The 20,087-nt window shown below is 32.8% G+C and carries 8 protein-coding genes; 7 read left to right on the top strand and 1 reads right to left on the bottom strand.

The genetic code is table 11. From position 1 onward, the window contains the following. Nucleotides 1-71: 71 nt before the first annotated feature. Nucleotides 72-9,656, bottom strand: coding sequence for a DUF1573 domain-containing protein (locus HN894_12855; GenBank protein MBT7144209.1), 9,585 nt, complete (start codon nucleotides 9,654-9,656; stop codon nucleotides 72-74). Between the two features lie 138 nt (nucleotides 9,657-9,794). On the opposite strand from HN894_12855, the gene HN894_12850 reads away from it, so the two are divergent. From HN894_12850 to HN894_12820, 7 genes are all read left to right on the top strand, one after another. Then, a complete protein-coding gene (locus HN894_12850; GenBank protein ID MBT7144208.1) occupies nucleotides 9,795-11,717 on the top strand; it encodes a hypothetical protein in 1,923 nt (640 codons plus the stop codon). A 35-nt stretch (nucleotides 11,718-11,752) separates the two neighbouring features. Continuing rightward, nucleotides 11,753-12,376 carry a response regulator transcription factor gene (locus HN894_12845; GenBank protein ID MBT7144207.1) on the top strand — a complete coding sequence of 208 codons (624 nt, stop codon included), beginning with the start codon at nucleotides 11,753-11,755 and terminating at the stop codon, nucleotides 12,374-12,376. Between the two features lie 405 nt (nucleotides 12,377-12,781). Continuing rightward, nucleotides 12,782-14,083 carry a T9SS type A sorting domain-containing protein gene (locus HN894_12840; protein ID MBT7144206.1) on the top strand — a complete coding sequence of 434 codons (1,302 nt, stop codon included), beginning with the start codon at nucleotides 12,782-12,784 and terminating at the stop codon, nucleotides 14,081-14,083. Nucleotides 14,084-14,121: 38 nt separating this feature from the next. Continuing rightward, the gene (locus HN894_12835) at nucleotides 14,122-15,819 is read left to right on the top strand and encodes a hypothetical protein (GenBank protein MBT7144205.1); all 1,698 of its coding nucleotides are present in this window, start codon (nucleotides 14,122-14,124) and stop codon (nucleotides 15,817-15,819) included. 179 nt (nucleotides 15,820-15,998) lie between these two features. Further along, the gene (locus HN894_12830; GenBank protein MBT7144204.1) at nucleotides 15,999-16,472 is read left to right on the top strand and encodes a hypothetical protein; all 474 of its coding nucleotides are present in this window, start codon (nucleotides 15,999-16,001) and stop codon (nucleotides 16,470-16,472) included. 601 nt (nucleotides 16,473-17,073) lie between these two features. Then, nucleotides 17,074-17,241, top strand: coding sequence for a hypothetical protein (locus tag HN894_12825; protein MBT7144203.1), 168 nt, complete (start codon nucleotides 17,074-17,076; stop codon nucleotides 17,239-17,241). Between the two features lie 721 nt (nucleotides 17,242-17,962). Then, nucleotides 17,963-19,756 (top strand): T9SS type A sorting domain-containing protein, encoded by a 1,794-nt coding sequence (locus HN894_12820; GenBank protein ID MBT7144202.1) that lies wholly within the window; start codon nucleotides 17,963-17,965, stop codon nucleotides 19,754-19,756. Nucleotides 19,757-20,087: the final 331 nt, after the last annotated feature.

Here is a 20,087-nt window from a genome sequence, read left to right as displayed (position 1 = left end):
ACATTTTTCATATGACTAAGTTTTTAATTAACATTTATATTTTTTGTGTTATTGTCATCATTTTCAACAAATCATTCCAAAATAATCATATTTTTTGTGTCAACAAAATCAGGGCAAGTCATTTTATAAAAATATGTTCCTAGATTGTAATTTTTTGAATTGAATTTTATTGAATGCTCCCCGATTGAGTAAGTTTTTGATACAAGAGTTTGAATTTTTTCTCCAAGAATATTATAAATTGAAATTTCAACTTCAGTTTGTTTTGGGATGTAGAACGAAATTTCTGTTGTTTCTGCAAAAGGATTTGGTTTGTTTTGGTGGAGAATGAATGGTTTTGAATCCGCAAAGTTTGGTACAAAAGTTCCTTCTTCTACAAAAATATAGTTTAGTTTTATCAATGTATCTATTTCTACTCCATCGGACACTATTAGTTGGATTGTGTATGAACCGGTATCTGCAAAAATATGGACTGGATTTTGATCCATACTTGTATTTCCATCGCCAAAATCCCAATATCTAAGTAATATGTTTCCGGTGGACAGGTCGGTAAATTGAACTTGAAGTGGAGCATATCCGATGGTAGTATCTGCAACGAAATCTACACCAAAAATAGAAATAAGCTGCTCGGGAGCAAATGGAGAACCTGAATAAGAATTGTCGATTGCCTGAACGCTCCAGTGATAGTTTCCGGAACTAAGATTTTTGATAGCCCAGGAAGTGTTGAGGCTTGCGTTACCCAAAGCAGGTATTCTTCTAAATCCGGAATTTATATCCGACATAGAACTCCAAATTGTATCGCCACCAACTTTGTATAAATATCCATTATAACTCAAAGCATTTTGTGAGCTATGGTCGTCTGTAGATTTTTCCCATGACAAATTAGTGATGGTGTCATTTATTTCAGATGACAAATTATTTGGTGCCAAAGGTGGATTATTTGTAGTGTAACTATGGTTTTTATAAATTCTGCATAGTTTATTATAGGTGTCTTTTTCGCCAAGAAGAATAAAATCCAGGTCTCCATCGAAATCGTAGTCGCCAAGAGATAGAGAACTATTTTGGACTCCAACTAAATCGGAACCTCCCATTTCAGTAAATACATTGTTCCCTTGATTCTTGTATATTTTTGTAATGTGTTCCGATGAATTTTCACCTGTAGTAAAAATATCTAAATCGCCATCGTTGTCGCAATCGCCCCAAGTGGTTTTGCCATAGCGAGCTCCTGATAATTCTAAATTTGAAATATTAATAAAAGTATCATTTGCTTGATTCAAATATATGTAAATTTCTGAATTAAAATTATTTTGTCCGGCAAATAAAATGTCAAGATATCCATCGTTGTTGAAATCTGCCCATTCAACTGTTCCATAGTCTCCGGAAACAGAGAATTCAGCTAATGCGGAAAATGTATCATTTCCCATATTTTTATACACATTACAAATATCTTCTGTGCTACTTGAGCCGGAAATTAATATATCCAAATCGTTATCTTTATCGTAGTCGCCCCATGCAACTGAAGATTTTCTAAGATATGGAATATTGGGAGTGCTTATTAGATTGAAATCAAAATCCCCTGCATTTTTAAAGATATAAGTAAAATAATTTTGATAACTCATCATTCCTGATAGTAAAATATCAAGATCTCCATCATTATCGTAATCGCCCCAGGCTACTGCTCCAGATTCTAAATTTGGAAATGGGAAAGACATTTCAGTGAAAAGATCATCACCTTCGTTTTTATATATCCTGGAAATTGGTCCATTATCAGTATATCCTGATAGGAAAAGGTCTAAATCGCCGTCTTTGTCGCAATCGCCCCAGGCTGCCGAACTATTCATAACATTTGCAAAAGGCAAACCTACAACTTGTTGGAAATTGTCGTTGCCTATATTCTTATAAAGCTTTGTAATATCAATAATAGAATATCTTCCGGTAAGGAGAACATCAAGATCGCCATCGCCATCATAATCGCCCCAAGCTGTTGTACCCCTAGAAATTTCCGGCAAGTTTAAGCCCGGGAGTTCTGTAAATCTAGCTAAATAACTTTTTAAAATAATTTCAGTTGAGTGATTGTATTGTGCAAAATATATTTCTAAAGTGTCGTAGTATTTTCCTTCAAGATGACTGCGATCAAGAGAAACATCAATAATCAAGGAATCGGATTGTGCAATTGTATAAGGAAGGTTTGGGATATTATGACTATAAGGAGAATTTATAACAATATTGTTGATAGAGAGAGAGTTTTGTGCAGAATTTTTAATTTTAACAGACAATATAGAATCAAGGCTTGGGTGCAGCGGAACTCTTCCGAAATCGAGAATTGTTTCATCAATTTGAGTAAATATTTCAAAGCTTTCTTCAATTGCAAATTCAGAACCAAAAAATGAATTATCAATTGCTTGAACGCTCCATTTATATAGTCCGGTTTCAAGACTATTGATTGTCCAAGTAGTATCCAAATTGGAATTTCCAATTTTTGGAATTTTCCTAAAACCTGTATTGATATTTGCCATAGAACTCCAAACGGTATCGCCTCCAACTTTATATATATAAGCATTATAGCTTAAACCATCTTGAGGTGTATTATCGTCTGTTGTTTTGTTCCAGCTTAGTTTTGTCTCATTTATTGCAACAATTTCGCTACTAATATTTGTAGGAGTTTGCGGAGGATTATTTTGAATAAAAGTGTGATTTTTATACAAAATTGTAACTGGCTCTTCTGATTGATTTAGCCCGGTGAGTAGAATATCTAAATCGCCATCGTTATCGTAATCGGCACTGACTATTGAGCTATTGTAAACATTTTCTAAATAATAGCCTTCCGATTCTGTGAAAATATCGTTTCCTTCATTTAAATACATTATTGATTTGATAATAATGTTTTGCCAAGGACCTGATTTGCCAGAACTAAAAACATCTAAATCGCCATCGTTATCGTAATCGCCCCAAATAAGCGAACCCTCTCCGAGGTTTTCAAATGGCATTCCGATTAATTCAGTAAAACTGTCATTTCCAATGTTTTTGTATATTTTAGAATGATATTCACTACCCGAATAACTGGTTGTTCCGTTTAATAGAATATCAAGATCTCCATCATTGTCATAGTCGCCCCATGAAACTTCACTTTTATATATCTGGACAAAAGGAAGGTTTGTCAATTCTGTGAAATTTCCATTCCCATTATTTTTATAAACTTTGCTTGCAGCATCACCCGAATAAGTAGTTGTTCTGCCGGAAATCAGAATATCTAAATCACTATCGTTGTCGTAATCGCCCCAGGCAATAGAATTGTCGTAAAATCCTGTAATATTTGCTCCAACTAATGGTTCAAAAATATCGTTTCCCTTATTTTCATAAATTTTGGTATAAACCTGATTTATAATTTTGGTTCCGGAATAAATAAAATCTAAGTCGCCATCGTTATCATAATCGCCCCAGGCAGCAGCTCCATCATAATACTGTTCCAAGTTTAGATTTGTTAATTCAATAAAAATATTATTACCGTCATTTCTGTAAATTTTGCACATAGCAGTCGAATTATTCGAGCCGCCAACTATTAAAATATCAAGATCGCCATCCTTGTCGTAATCGCCCCAATCTGTTACGCTGTTTTCAACTCCATCAATATTTGCTGTAGTTATTTCATTGAAAATATCATTTCCTTCATTAATATAAATTCTCGAAATAGTGTCGGAATTTGTACTTCCGGTAAGTAAAATGTCTAAATCGTTGTCGTTGTCGCAATCTCCCCATGATACATAGCCGTTTGCAATTTGTTGAAACTGCAATCCTTCAACTTTTACAAACTGGCTAACAGAACCTTTGGCCAAAATTTGCGATGGTAAGGGAAATTGTGAAATATAAATATCAATAACAGATTCGGAATATCCGATTTGAGTACGGTGCATAATGATAGGAATTTGCAAGGAATCGCCAGAAAGAATTGTGTATGAAAAATTATTTATACCGCAGCTAAATACATTATTTTCTATTTTTATACTATCAAGGATGATATCGTTTTGGCTAAAGTTTGAAATTGTAAAGTATTTTGTAGTATCTGAAATATTACTAATGCTAACTGTGTCAAAATCAATTGTTTCAGATTCGATAAGAATATTCATCTCAAAACTTGCTTCAATTGCAAATTCCGAACCCGAGTATGCTCGATCAACTGTTTGTACGCTCCAATTGTAAGTTCCAAAATTAAGATTATTTATTAGCCATGAAGTGTCCTTGCTTGCATTTCCGTTATCTGGAATCCTTCTTAGCCCGGAAGTATTGTCGGACATTGAACTCCAGATAGTGTCGCCACCAACTTTATATAAAAATGAGTTATAGCTCAAGCTGTTTTGTGGTGTTACATCATCTGTAGATTTGTCCCACGAAAGCAATATTTCATCATTTCTTGTTGCAAAGGAGTTTAGATTTTGTGGCGACAATGGAGGATTGTTTTGTGCTAAGCAGTTGTTTTTAAAAACAGTGGAAATAATGTCTGTACCATCATGCCCAGTGAGTAATAGATCTAAATCGCCATCATTATCATAATCGCCCCATTTTGAAGAACTACCGGTAGCACCGGTTATACTTGAAAGAGGAAATTCAGTGAATGAAAAATTACCATTATTTTTATAAATCCAACTTTTAGGAGAGTAATCCTTTTTTCCGCATAGGAAAATGTCAATATCTCCATCATTATCGTAGTCGCCTAAATCAACAGAGCCGTCAATCGGTGCAATCATTGACAGACCTGTAATTTCCGAAAAATTGTCGTTACCAATATTTTCGTATATGAATGCTGAAACATCAGAGGAATTGTAGGATGTTGTAGTTCGTAATAAGAAAATATCAAGATCTCCATCATTATCTAAATCGCTCCAGTAGGCTCTTGGTTTTGTATTTACCGATAATGTGCTAATTGATATTTCATAAAAAGTATCGTTTCCGTCATTTCTATAAACAATACAATCACTGTTGCCAGAATAAAATAAAACATCTAAATCCATATCATTATCGTAGTCGCCCCAATCTATTGCTCCGCCATTATTAGGAAATCCTAAGTCTGCCATTTCGGTAAATATGTCATTTCCTTCGTTTTTGTATAATTTAGTTCCATAATAATTGCTGGATATTAGAATATCTAAATCGCCATCGTTATCAAAATCTGCCCATTCTCCTTCACTTAATGACATTCCATAAAGGTCAGTTAGTAATGAAAAATTTCCATTTCCGAGATTTTTGTATATTCTTGAAATATTTGAGGGTGAACTATATTGGCTACCAGTTAATAAAACATCCAAATCGCCATCATTATCGTAATCGCCCCATGAAGTAGAACCATTTGATACGCCAGAAAAAGGAGTGCTTGGCAAATAGACAAAACTATTGTTTCCGAAATTTTGATAGACTCTTGTGTATTTTACATTCCAAGAAGAAGTTCGACCTGCTATAATAAAATCTAAATCGCCGTCATTATCATAATCTGCCCAATCTGTTATACCTTCATAAAGCCCTTCAATATTATTGCCCTGAACTTCAGTAAAATAGTGTATTTCACCTTCAATGTTTAATACGGTAGGTTCAAGGGATACAGAGCTGTAAATATTTAATGATTGTTCAAAATATCCATCTTCGTGCATTCGATTGAAACTTATGTGAATTATAAGTGAATCTCCGGGAATGATTTGATATGGCAGGCTTGTAGTTGTATAACTAAAAGGCTGGGAAATTTGGCTTAGACTATCAATTGTAATTGTATTCTGACCAAAATTGCTAATCGTATATCTTATTGAGGTGTCATTAATGTTTGGCAGGTTTTGCCCAAAATCGACAGAATTAGGAGAAATATTTATTGTAGTTTCAAAAGTGTCTTCAAGAGCAAATTCTGAACCTATAAAACTATTGTCAATTGCCTGAACGCTCCAGGCATATGTTCCGGCTACAAGATTATTTATTGTCCATGAGGTATCTAAATTTGTGCTTCCCATAGAGACAATTTTTCTGTTACCTGAAGAAATGTTCGACATAGAGTTCCAAATGGTATCGCCACCAATTTTGTACAGATAAACATTATAGCTCAAACTGTTTTGTAAACTATGGTCGTCTGATGCAGGATTCCACGCAAGTTTAACATCATTAAAACCAGTTATGGAAATCTCTAAATAAGTTGGTGGAGTAGGAGGGTTGTTTTCAGTTAAACAATAGTTTTTGTAAATATTGCAAACTGGTTGTCCCAAAGCATTACTTCCGCTTAGAAACACATCTAAATCTTTATCGTTATCGTAATCGCCAAAAATTGCGGTACCAAAGGAAATGCCTTCAAATGGTAAGGTTTTTACTTCCGTAAATATATCGTTGCCTTCATTGCGATAGATTCTACTTATTGCTTGTGTCCAGCTATTTGAACCTGATATCAGGACATCTAAATCTCCATCATTATCGTAATCGCCAAATGCTATTGACTGATTGTAAACTTCAGGAATTGAAAAACCAATAATGTCCAAAAACTGATTATTCCCTTGATTTTTGTACAATTTTGTCATAATTCCTGCATTATTATAATCTGTTGAGCCACAAATCAAAATATCAATATCACCATCCTGGTCGTAGTCGCCACAAGCAATTGAAGCATCAATAAATCCCTGAAATGCTGTTTGCGACTCTGTGAAGGAATTTTCACCTTCATTTATATATAGTTTGGTTATTTTATTATTGGCATTGTCTATTCCACTTAATAAGAAATCTAAATCGCTGTCATTATCAAAATCTACCCATTTTTGCTCACTGTCTTCAATCCATTCAATTGAAATATTACTTAAAGCGGAAAAATTATCGTTTCCATTATTTATATAAATTTTTGAAATAGGATAATATGAATTTCTTTCTCCTGTGAGTAAAATATCCAAATCGCCATCGTTGTCGCAATCGCCCCAGGCTACTGCTCCATCTCTAACTTGTTCTAAATCGTTTACAACAAGTTCTGTAAATGTGTCATTTCCATTGTTTTTGTAAATTTTGGTAAGGCCATCGTAATAAGAAATTCTACCGGCAACAATAAAATCTAAATCGCCATCATTATCGTAATCGCCCCATTCAATATCGTCAGTTGATTGTATTGCCGGAAATTCAGCTATTTCTGTAAATGTATCGTTTCCATTGTTTTTATATAGTTTGTTTTTGTAGATTGTATTCGGATAATTATATATTTGGCCAAATAGCAAAAGATCTAAATCTCCATCATTATCATAATCGCCCCATTCGGCTATGCTCCCCTGAACTCCTTCGATATTTGTTCCTGTAACTATTTCATATAAAGATATTCCACCTAAAACTTCGAATAGAATAGGAGACGAAAAATCTGAAGAATAAATATTTAATGTTTCATTATAAAATCCATTTGTAAAAGCTTGATTTATTGATATTTCAATGAAAATTGAATCGCCCGGTAAAATTTCAATCGGGAATGTATTGAAACCAATACTAAAAGGCTCTTCCAATAAATTTAAACTATCAATAACGATTGTATCTTGAGATAAATTAAAAATAGAAATAAACTGTGATGTATCTGAAATACTTGTAGTTAAAGTTCCAAAATCTATTAAATTAGGAGTTATTTTAACTTGAATCTCGAAAGTATCGGTAATTGCAAATTCAGAACCAAGATAGCAATTATCTATTGCCTGAACACTCCAAATATAAACTCCTGTATCGAGGTATTGTACTGTAAATGAAGTATCAAAAGCTGCATTTCCTGACTCTGATATTTTTCGGTAGCCTGTATTTATATCTGCCATTGAATTATAAATAATTTCACCACTTACTTTTCGTAAATAAAAATTATAAGTAATCCCGTTTTGTGGTGTCAAATCATCTGTTGTTTGATTCCAACTTAGTTGTAATTTGTTGAAACTAAGAAATGAAGTTTGTAAGTTTTCTGGTGCCGATGGAGGATTATTTGTAGAATTAATATCGTTCTTAAAAAGTTTAAATAGGTTAGTATTACTGTTATAATAGCCGGTTTCTATAATATCCAAATCTCCATCATTATCATAATCACCTATATCTATGGATGAATTGTCTAAATGTCCTAATGGAAAATAATACAAATCTGTGAAGGTGTCATCTCCATTATTTTTCAAAATTTTATTCATTACAAAACTGTATGAACAATCTCCTGTAAGAATTACATCAAGTAGCCCATCGTTATTGCAATCGCCCCAGGCTACCGAACCATTATATATTCCATTTGAAAATAAACCGGAAAGTTCCGAAAAATCAAAATTTCCATTATTTTTATATATTTTTACAATTGCATCAGAAGAATAATAATCTTCATTGCCGGTTAATAACAAATCCAAATCTCCATCACTGTCATAGTCGCCCCAAGCAACCGAACTATATGCAACAACAACAAACGGTAATCCGGAAATTTGACTAAAATTATCGTTTCCTTCATTCGAAAATATTGTACTAATCCTATCTAAGGACGTTCTTCCTGATAAAAAAATATCCAAATCTCCATCCTTGTCGAAATCGCCCCATTTGGCTTCTCCGTAGGTAATTCCTATCAAAGACAAATTGGTTAATTCTGTGAAACTATCATTTCCATTATTTTTATAAATTTTTGTCGAATAATAGTTCGATACACTACTTCCTGCTATTAGTATATCTAAATCGCCATCATTGTCATAGTCGCCCCAGTCAACAGAACTGTATGCTATTCCTTCGATATTTGCACTTGTAATTTCAGTAAAAGTATCGTTTCCGTTGTTTCTATATATTATGCTTTTTCTTTCATTTAAATAAGTATATCCGGTGGCAAGGAAATCTAAAAGTCCATCGTTATTGTAATCTGCCCAAGAAACTGTTCCTTTGCATAAATCTTCAATGTTCGATGCAGCAAGTATAGAAAATACATCGTTTCCTTGATTTTTATAAATTCGTGTAATTGCATTAGTTGAACTACCATCTATAGTTCCAGAGAAAATAAAATCTAAATCTCCATCATTGTCATAATCGCCCCAATCTACTGATGCATCTTCAATTCCAATTATATTTAAACCTGAAACTTCATGAAAAATTCCTTCAGGCACAAGAAAAGAATCAATAGCGAAACAAGAATTTGCATCAGAAACAGTGAAACTGTATAAACCAGTTTGAATATTACTCAAATCTTCGTTTGTTTCACCATTGCTCCACAAAAAACTATATGGGGTATTTCCTCCTGAAATATAAATTGAAATGCTACCATCTGTTGCGCCAATTGAGGAAGTTTGATAAATATAGGGTGAAATATATAATTCATCAGCTTGTGAAAGCGAAATACTGTCTGTAACAATTTGGCTATTAAAGTCGCTTACTGTGAGATAATAAGTTCCGGCAGCCAGATTTTGCAAATCTGCAATAGTGTCGCCGGTTGACCATAAATATGAAAATGGAGGAGTGCCTCCTGAAGCTATGGCTTGAATAAATCCGTCATTTTCGCCAAAACAACTTAGGTTGTATCCATTATAGTCAGAAATATTATAACTCAAAACTATTGTGTTGTTCAAATTCATTTCTGAGTTTTCATATTTTTCTATTTTAGCGGAAATAGTTTTAGAATTTATACAAAATGCCAAAAATAGTGTGATTACTGTAATAATTAATTTTCTTTCCATTGTTCTGCTTTTGAAATTAATATACTTTTGACAAATATATTCATAAAATTGGAAAGTTCAAAATTAATTTTTTAAAAAAAATACTATTAAATTGTATATTTGGATAGAAATTTAATTTTATTATTTAATTGGTATTTTATGATGAATAGAAAAACAATACTTTTTTTAACTTTTTTTCTGCTTTTGCAATTGTATTCTTATGCTGATATTGACTCTTTAAAGCTTGCATTTGGTACTGCAATAAACTCGGAGGAGAGGTTGAAAATAGGATACAAAATTGCAAAACAAACCATAAGCAGTCAACCCGATACAGCCATAAAGTATTTATATGCTGCCTTAAAAGACAGTTCTGAAAATCCTAATTCAGAAAATCTTGGAAACTGCTTAAATGGCCTTGGAGTGTACCATTTCAATAATCACAATTTTGATAGTGTTATTTATTATGCCTCACGAGCATTAAAGATATGCATTGATAATGGTAACCCTACCAGAGGAATTGTAAGTCGCAAAAACATAGCACTTGCCCAAAGAAGCCAGGGTGATTATCAACAGGCACTGAAAAGTTTTTTCGAGATATTGGAGTTTTATAAGAGTGATAGTAATGATGTACGGGTTGCTGCTACATTAAACGATATTGGAAATACTTATTTGTATTTGAAAGATTACCAAAAAGGAATCCACTATCAAAATGAAGCATTGAAGTATATAGAGGGATATGATAATGATGGATTAAGAGGAAATATTTATAATTCGTTTGGTTATGCTTACAGTACACAGTGGATTGATGACTCGGCTATTTTTTACTATGAAAAAAGCCTGGAACTAAAGCTTAAAAGTGGTGATATTTATGGAATTGTTAGTGCACGTAATAATTTATGTACTCAAATTGATTATAAAAAAAAACCTGATAAATGCGAAGAATGCTTCCTCGAATTACTCAATGATCAAAAAAAGATAAACGATTCAAAAGGAATAGCCAGGACTTATTTGAACTTAGCTGTTTCGGATTATTACCATAAAAAATGTAGCCTGGCGATTAAGAGACTTGATAGTGTTGCATTTTATTTAGGTTTTTCCGATGATATTTTCCTTAAACAAAAGTATTTGAAACAAAGGGCAAAGGCTTTGCAAAATTGTGGAAAAAACACACTTGCATATTTATATCTCGATTCGTTAATGAAACTAAACGATTCAATTTTTGAGTTTCAGAAACAAAAAGAAATATTTGAGTTGGATGCAAAATATAAAACACAACAAAAGGAGGAGAACATTAAAATGCTGGAGGCTAAAAATGAACTCACTATAATTAAAGTTCAGAAACAGCGCTGGCAGATTTCGTTTTTAATATTCTTTTTGGTAATATTTATTGGAGGTGGAACTTTGGCTTTCTTTCTCTTAAAACAAAGGCAACGAAAACTCAAAGAGTTGGCCATCTTAAAAATGAGAGAAGAAGAAAGGGTAAGAATAGCACGAGATATGCACGACGAAATTGGATCGGGTTTAACCCGGATTTCATTTATGAGTGAGCAAATTAAGTTGCAAAAGGATTTTGATAGAAACTTTGAAGGTATATCAAAAGTAATTGAGCAATCAAGGAATTTGAGCAAAAACCTAAGGGAAATTATTTGGGCTATAGACCCTACAAATGATAAACTCTCAGAATTGCTATTTTATATGCACGATTATATAAATGAGTTTTCTGACAATACGGCCATTAGGTGCAATGTTGATTTTCCTGATGATGTGGCAGATATAGAAGTTGCATCAGAAATACGCCGTAATTTATTTTTAGCATTAAAAGAAATTTTAAACAATATTGCAAAGCATGCTGATGCAGAAACTGTTGAGATTAAGTTTTGTTTAAAAAATAAATTGGGGGTTTTGGTAGTTGAGGACAATGGGAAAGGCTTTGATCAGAAAACCATTAAAAAAGGTGTTGGGCTGGGCAGTATAAAAACAAGGACAGAAAAGTTGAATGGCGTTTTTAAACTAAATAGTAAAATAAACAAAGGAACAATCATTAAACTAAAACAAATGACATTAAATACTACTAAAGTGTGATTGCTTTATAACAATTTTACATATATTTTTGCCGTATGAGTATATCATTAGTTATTGTTGAAGACGATTTGGAAGTACTGAAAGGTATTAAGCAGATGCTTAACCTCTCGGAAGAATTAAGGGTGCTCGATTCATTCACAAGTGCCGAAAGTTTTATGGAAAGCATAGATGAGCTAAAACCAGATGTTGTACTTATGGACATTGGACTTCCTAAAATGAATGGAATAGAGTGTGTGGAAATTGTAAAACAAAAATATCCTGACATTCAGTTTTTAATGTGTACCAATTTTGACGATGATGAAAAAGTATTTGAAGCATTACGTGCCGGAGCCAATGGTTACGTCTTGAAAAATGCTGAAATACAGTCTATTATACAGGCTATTTCGGAAGTAAAACGTGGAGGCTCACCCATGAGCCGTAGTATTGCTCGTAAGGTAATTGAATCATTTCATTCGGTAAGACTAAAGGAAATAAAATATAATTTGAGCAAAAGGGAGACTGAAATTCTTAACTGGTTGTCGAAAGGATATCGATATAAAGAGATTGCAGCGAAACTCTATATCAGCACTGAAACCGTAAGGACACACATCCGCAATATTTATTCTAAATTACAAGTACAATCGCGTACCGAAGCATTGAATAAGTTCTACAATAAGTAGTACAAATACTTCTGCGCTTCTTACAAAAATTTGTTTTTCCTGTCGGGAAAAATATAAGGGGACTTCTAAAAATGCAAATTTCTTCGTTGCTTCAAAATTTCAAAATCCTCATTTACAATAGTAAACTGCGGTTTTGAAATTTCTTACGCCTTGAAATTTACTATTTTTAGAAGTCCCCATAACAAACATTTATACTTTTCAAAATGGCTTTGGTTCTAAGCAGATTTAGGTTATTTATTACAAATCTCAAACATGACATATGAATTTGTCATTGATTACGTGTAACTTCAGAGCTGTTATTATTTAAATGTTCCCTCGTCAAAAACAAAGATTACTACTATTGTGGTATTGTGTCTTCAATTAGACTGAGATATTTTTGTCTCATTAATATTAAAATAATTTATTATGAAAAAAATTACGATTTGTTTAACTGTTGCAGTATTTTTAATTACTGCAAAAATCTCCTTTTCACAGAATAATTGGGAGCCCGTTTTCAATTTTAGTAGTCCAAATGGATCTATCGCTGTAAGCAACACCGGTAAAATATTCACTTATCAAGCTTATCATTTTCTGAACTCGACGTATTATGAAGCAATGCTTTCGATAGATAATGGTAGCACATGGACTCAGGTGAACGATGAGAAGTTTGCCACAGCTTTTTTTAACAATCAGGAGGATCTTTATGCCATACGTCAAGACAATTTTCCTGGCACAAGCTTATACTTCCCACAAAGTACATTTCTAACTGCTGATGATGGTAGTAGCTGGACAACAATTGATACAGTTGCAGATAATATGGGTCAGGTTAATGCATCCGTTTTCAGAATGGATAATAGTGGTACACTTTATACCGCCTTCCGTGGTTTTAGTGAAAATACCGGTGGTTTTAAATACTCAACTGATGATGGAGCAAGTTGGACCTTGATACCTACTTTTATTTCAGGACCTTTTGATTATAATGATATTTATTCGGCATTATTAACTTCCAATGGAGACTTTTTTATAACTACCTATAACCAAGGTGTTTTTAAATCTTCTGATGCAGGAGAAAACTGGACACGCGTTTATGAATCATTTGTTACGCTTGGTTATTTAAACGAGCATCCAACCACCGGAGATCTATATGTGGCAAGTTTAGGTGCCATACTAAAATCAACTGATAATGGTGAAAACTGGGAAGAATTAGTACCAGATCCATGGATGGCTATGAATATTATGGAATTTGAAATTACTTCTGATGGTACTTTCTGGTTTGCCAATTCTGGTGGTTTTTTTAAATCAGATGACTGCATTCATTGGGAATCTGTATGGAGTCCAAATAAAAATGGATCAAGAGCATCAAGCTTATTGGATATGGCCATTAGTGATAATTACATTTATGTTTCTGGAAATGATTCAACTGTTTATAGAAAAACTCGTGAAAATGTTTCGTCGATAAGTGATCTTGCAGGTAAATCTCCTTTAAGTATTTATCCAAATCCTGCTAATGATTTTGTTACTATTAAATTATATAATTCTGAAAGTGATAAAATGAAAAATGAACTTAGTATTACTGATATTAATGGCAGACTTGTTTATCAAGATATACTACCTCAAGGAAGTCTTAGTTTTAAAATATGTACTACGAAACTAGAGTCTGGCTTTTATATAGTTACAATAGTTTTGGGCACCAAAAATTTCAAAGAAAAACTAATAATTAGAAAATAACTATCTTATTAGAATACTAAACCTTAAAAGACAACACAATGAAAAATTCATTTATATATTTAACAATCCTACTATGCATACTTCTTGTCTATAATACACAATCTCAAGATCTCAAAATCAATCAACTTGAAGAAACGGAATTAAGCAAGGCCTCTAAAAAAGGTCGTTATGCAGGTACATATCTCGATGATGGTAAGTTTAAAGTTTTATACCTTACTTCCGCTAAAAAGGAGGGTATTCAACTCGATCAGTATCATTTTGATTCTTATCTGAAATACAGTGATATGCAAGATGTTTTTGTAGATGATGCTGAGGCTACCAATGACTTTGTATGGTATATGCCAAAAGAAAAAGTAGAGGAGGTTGCCCCCAATAATCAGAAATTTATTAAAGCAACTGCTGCCTTTGGCGGAGGCATGAAAATATATCTTGGAAAAATGATAAAAGTCTATTATATGGGTATTTTCACTGGACTAAATTTTGTTGAAGAAAAAAAGTTAAAGCCAAAAACCGGAGATATTTGGAGAATTAGACCAAGTGGATATAAAACCACTTCCAAAATTGATGCTATTTCAACTGGCAATAGTTTTTATCGGGAATTGGATAAATACGGAAATCCCTTAACTGCTCCGGCAAACTCTCCTGTACTTGCGGCTGGGATAATTACTGAGAAAATAAAAACTAAAGGTCCGTGGCTCACTTCAGGAAATCAAGTAGCAATACTGGCTATCGATGGCAAAAACTTTGATGACACCAGATATAATATTTATCCATTGCCATACACTGCTCAAACAATGGGCTCCGGTCTGGGGCAAGACGATAATTTATCAGTTTTGTTTGCACCACTTAATGGACCAACTAATGTTAAATCCCTTAAGCATTTTTTATGGAAGGATAGAAAAACCCATGCTACATTAATGCGCTTTAGCGATAACTATGAGTTAGTGGATTCTGTTTCATTTATTAATAAAATACTATGGGCTTCATTTAGAATATTGGAAGGTGATGAGTCAACCTATGTAATAGGACTTGGTAAGGCTTCTTTTGATGGTTGGGCGAGAAATGCAGATGGGATACAACTGAAAAAAGTTGAAGATATTCAGGTATCAAGAGTTAAGGATGGTAAAGTGCTCTATTCAAAATTATTTAGTGAGGAGCTTATTGAAAGTAAACTTATAGTTCCCAAAGGCGAAAAGTCCAAAAATGTTTTTGGTCAGCCTCATTTACAGCATATTAGAGAAATAATTTCACTGCCCAATGGCGACAGTTTTATTATTGCACAGTCTGCAACAGGAACCTATTCACTTCAGTTATCATCTGAAGGCGACCTGAAAGCCTTTTATAGAATTCCACGAATTGATAAAAAAGTTGAAGGTATAATGTATGACTATCAACTTCATATGAAAGGCGATAACATTTATTTAGTATTAAATGAACAATTGTATGAACATAGCAATAATGCTAAAGTCTCTCATTCTAGCACCAAATTAGCAAATAGTGCTGGAACCCTAAAAACGACAACCGTGAAGAAATTAAACGAGGTTTTTCTACAATCCCAAATTGTTAGAATAAATACTAATACCATGGAAATTAGTAATCGTTTGATAATGAATGGAAAAGAATTCTTTACAATGGGAAGTTTCCCAGCCATATTTACTGATAATGCCATCTATTTTACAGGACGAGAAAAAGGACCAAAGGGAAAGAAGATTTATATGGCAAAAATTGAACTTTAAAAATAATATTAATCATGGAAGATGTTACAAGAAAAGTTTACGGTTCTATGGTAATTACGAATTTATTTGTTCTCATGTTTTTGCTTTTGCTGGTTGCAAATATTCAGGCACAAACCAGTAAATATCCCAATATAACGGCGGACAAAGTAATGAGTTAGAGTTATAAATTGGATATTAATTTGAATTTTTCAGTACTGGGAGTAATAGGACTTGGTGTAGTTGGAGCCTATTATAAACCTTACATGATTTATATTACCGGAGAGGCAGGTTTGGGTTGGACATATAAAACTAAAGAGTCTCGTCCAACGAATGTGAAGTGGGTAATGCCTTGGTTCGGAGTTAAAGCAGGTTACCCTCTTCATTTTGAAACATCAGGAAATGTGAAATGGGCTATTTCGCGAGATAGTAATTCTGAAACATTCTATAGGGTTGAGGCTCCTGTTCATCATTTTATTGTTCCTGAATTTGGCTTGTTTTTTAATCCTGTGGGATATAATGAAGGACAATATATGTCTAAAGTTGGAAGACTTGGTTTAAGTTGGAAAACAATTGTAAATTCAAATGTAAAGGTTAAGGACAGTAACGTGGTAGAACAAGGTCTGGCAAACTCAAAAGGTATTCAGAAATATCTGTTGGTGTGGTGCTTCCTTTAACAGATGAGATTAATTATTATAATTCGGAGTCGTCTGCTCAAAAATCTAAGGAGCTAGGCTATTACGTATATATTGGTTTTCCATATATAGTGTATCTAAGAAAACAGGCAATTTTTATAAAATAATTTATTTTAAAGAGATTTCTATTTTCTTTCATGCAGTAAATGCTTTTGTGTTAGACAAATGAAAAAAATAGAAATATCGCAAAAAGAGATATTTTTAATTTTGAACTGTTTTCTTAGATACACTATATAGATGTTACATGGAACTTTGGATTAAACAGCATAGGGTATGATAATCAAGCACAATTCTTCTTTGGAGCTATTTTTAATATCAAATAATCAGCATTTTCACAAGCTTGTCTATTTATGTTTTGTTTGCAATAATCAGAGTTCGATTAAACAATATGATATAATTATGATGAAATAGTTATATTTGAAAAATGAAATTAGAAATAGTTTAATTGATAAAGAAATTAAAAAATATAATAAAGAAATATCCGGAATTTTCCGGATGTACTAATGTTTTGTGGCATTTGAAAAATTGAAATTCGTGGAATGAAAAAATTATTACATAGAAATCAATGGAAACAATTTCAAAAATGAAAAAAGCGGGAATAATAGTGCTGATAGTTCTGAATTTAGTTGTTTTATTAGGACAAATATGGCCAGATGGAGCACCTCCTTTTGCAAGAACTGTCAATATTGTATTCCTGATATTAAATTTACTCTTCTTCGCTTTATTGATATACAAACGTAATTCTAATTAGAATTTTGAGGAACTTTTCAAATTGGCGAATTAGCAAAAAGAGAGAATTAATTGAAAGTTTTTATAATATTCTGGCTTCATTAAAATTGTTTAACCGGAAATAGGATTCGAATTTTAAAATTGGAAACTGAAGAATAAGAACATTAGAAGATTGTAATGCGGACAAAAATATTGATTGTAAAATACTCCATTGACTTAAAGTTTACAGAACAATTTATCGAAATGGAAGAACTCAAAATTGAAATATTTACTTCGCCGAGAAAAGAATATAAACGCCACACAACACCTAAGAATATAAAAGCAGCGTAAAACTGTTGAGCCGGGTTCAGTCCCGATGAAAAATCGGGATTGAACTAAATCCAAGCCAGAGGGTTTATTGGGTAGGTCTTATCCTATATGTAATTTTAATAATTCAGGGATTTTGGAGAGAGGCGGAATTCCTGTTGCATTTTTTGTCCAATATTTCAGGCAATCCTTTTACTGTAAATTCACTTTTTTTATCCATCTTTACATATTTTAATAAATTAACAAAGATGAACTTACGTGATTATTACTGAATTAGCTGGCTTGGGTTTAGTTCAACATTTTGTATAAGTATTGGCAGGAAAAGCAATATATTTCAAGGTTTGTAGCCCGCTCAAACTTCATCATGGTCTGACAGGAAAGCACCAAGTGGATATTTAAATTATACAGATGAATTTGTAATCTTAAAAACAATTCAAATGAAAAAGTACATAACAATAAATAAAAAAAATCATTTTCTTATCATTTTCTTGTCATTACTACTCTTATGTTCGGGGTCAGTGCTAAAAGGCCAACAAAGTAACAAGGTTCTATTCTTAGGAAATAGTTATACCGGAGTTAATAATTTACCCCAAATTATAAGTGATGTTGCCCTATCAGTTGGAGATACCTTGATTTTTGACAGTCATACGCCTGGAGGATACCAGTTAATAGATCATAGCCTTAATGCTGTTAGCCAAAATAAAATAGTGGCTGGTTGTTGGGATTACATTGTTTTGCAAGGACAAAGTCAAGAACCAATTACGAATCCCTATGATTTTGCAAATGGCTTCTCAGCTTTATATAACCAAATCAGACAATATAATCCTTGTACTATAATTATGCCCTTTATGACTTGGGGGAGAAAAAATGGAGATGCGTCAAATTGTTTAGCTTTCCCTGTAATGTGTACTTATCAAGGTATGGACACTACATTAAGAAACAAATATTTGGAAAAAACATTATTTGTGAATGGAGAAGTTTCTCCTGTATCTGTTGTATGGAGTTATCTTCGGCAAAATCATCCAAGCATTGAATTGTATCAAGCAGACGAAAGTCATCCATCAGCTACGGGGTCTTATGCTGCAGCATGTTGTTTTTATGCAGCAGTTTTCAAAAAAGACCCTACATTGATCACATTTAATTTCGGTTTAAATGCAACTGTTGCTTCTATTATTAGAAGTGCAGCCAAAACAAAAGTTTATGACAATTTGAATTTGTGGGATTATAAGAAACCTCCAATTTCCGATTTTGGATATACAACAGGCTCCGGCGTAAATGAAGTATTTTTTAGTCCAAAAAATCTCCAAAGTGTTCAGCAAAATTATTTTTGGGACTTTGGTGATAATACTACATCGACTCTGCACTATCCAACACATTCCTATCTTTTAGATGGAAACTACATAGTTGAATTAACAACAACAAATTGTGATCTACAGGGATCATATACCAGTATTAAGGATACAGTTATTCAATTTTGTAGCCATACACCAACCATTATTACATCTCATCCCTGGTTGTGTAATGTTGATACTCTTTGGACACAAGCTGCAGATACTTATCAATGGTTAGTATGGGGATTGCCTATAACTGAAACTAATCAATATTTATCCGATTATGCTCAATATAATATTTCGGGATTTTCTGTTATTTCTACCGTTAATGGTTGTTCTGAATTATCAGAAGCATATTCAGAAACTCCTGAATGGTCGGGTTATTTCTATGACGCACTTGGTGATCCTTGTGTAGGAGATACAGTAGCATTTGCAGTATTACATGTTAATGGTTTTCTATCTGGCTCAGAAATTATCCTATGGTTTAAAAATAGTATACTATTATCAAATATGTCTAATGAAGATACATTATTAATTACCGGCTCGGGAATATATGAGTGTAAGATTGTTGCTCCAAACTCCAATTGCCCTCTTGATACCACCTCATATGTTATTGAATATGATTGTGGAGTAGTAGTAGGAATAGAAAACATTAATGATTGCAATCAGAATTTATTTTGGAGTATGTCCCCAAACCCCGCATCCGAAACTATTACTATTAAATTTACAAAAAACATTATACAGGAACAGATTCAAATTTATAATGCAATCGGACGAATAGTAAAAGAGAAAGAAGTGGCCACAATAACAATAATTAATATTTCAGATTTACCAGCTGGGGTTTATTATATTAGACTAAAAAACAATAAACGGTTGGCATTAAAGTTGATTAAACAATAGGAATTAATTAAATTACTGAATATTTTGATAGTAGAACAAATTCACTCTTTCATAGAAAACAACTACCAACACCTAAGAATATAAAAACAACGTGGAACTACTGTGCCTGACTCAGTCCTGATGAAAAATTGGGATTGGACTAAGCCCAAGGTAGTACATAGCAGTGTTTTTTTATAGGATTTTCTGAATGTATTTTTTATGATTCGCGGGTATTGAATGGAAACGGATTTTCTATTGCATTTTTTTGTCCAACAACTCAGGCAAACCTTTTACTGTAAATTCATTTTTTTATTCATCTTTACATTTTGTCACTAATGGGTAAAATATTTTA

It is taken from the genome of Bacteroidota bacterium, from assembly GCA_018692315.1.
In the GTDB taxonomy this organism is placed as follows: Bacteria; Bacteroidota; Bacteroidia; order Bacteroidales; family JABHKC01; genus JABHKC01.
This window is presented reverse-complemented; position numbering and strand designations above follow the sequence as displayed.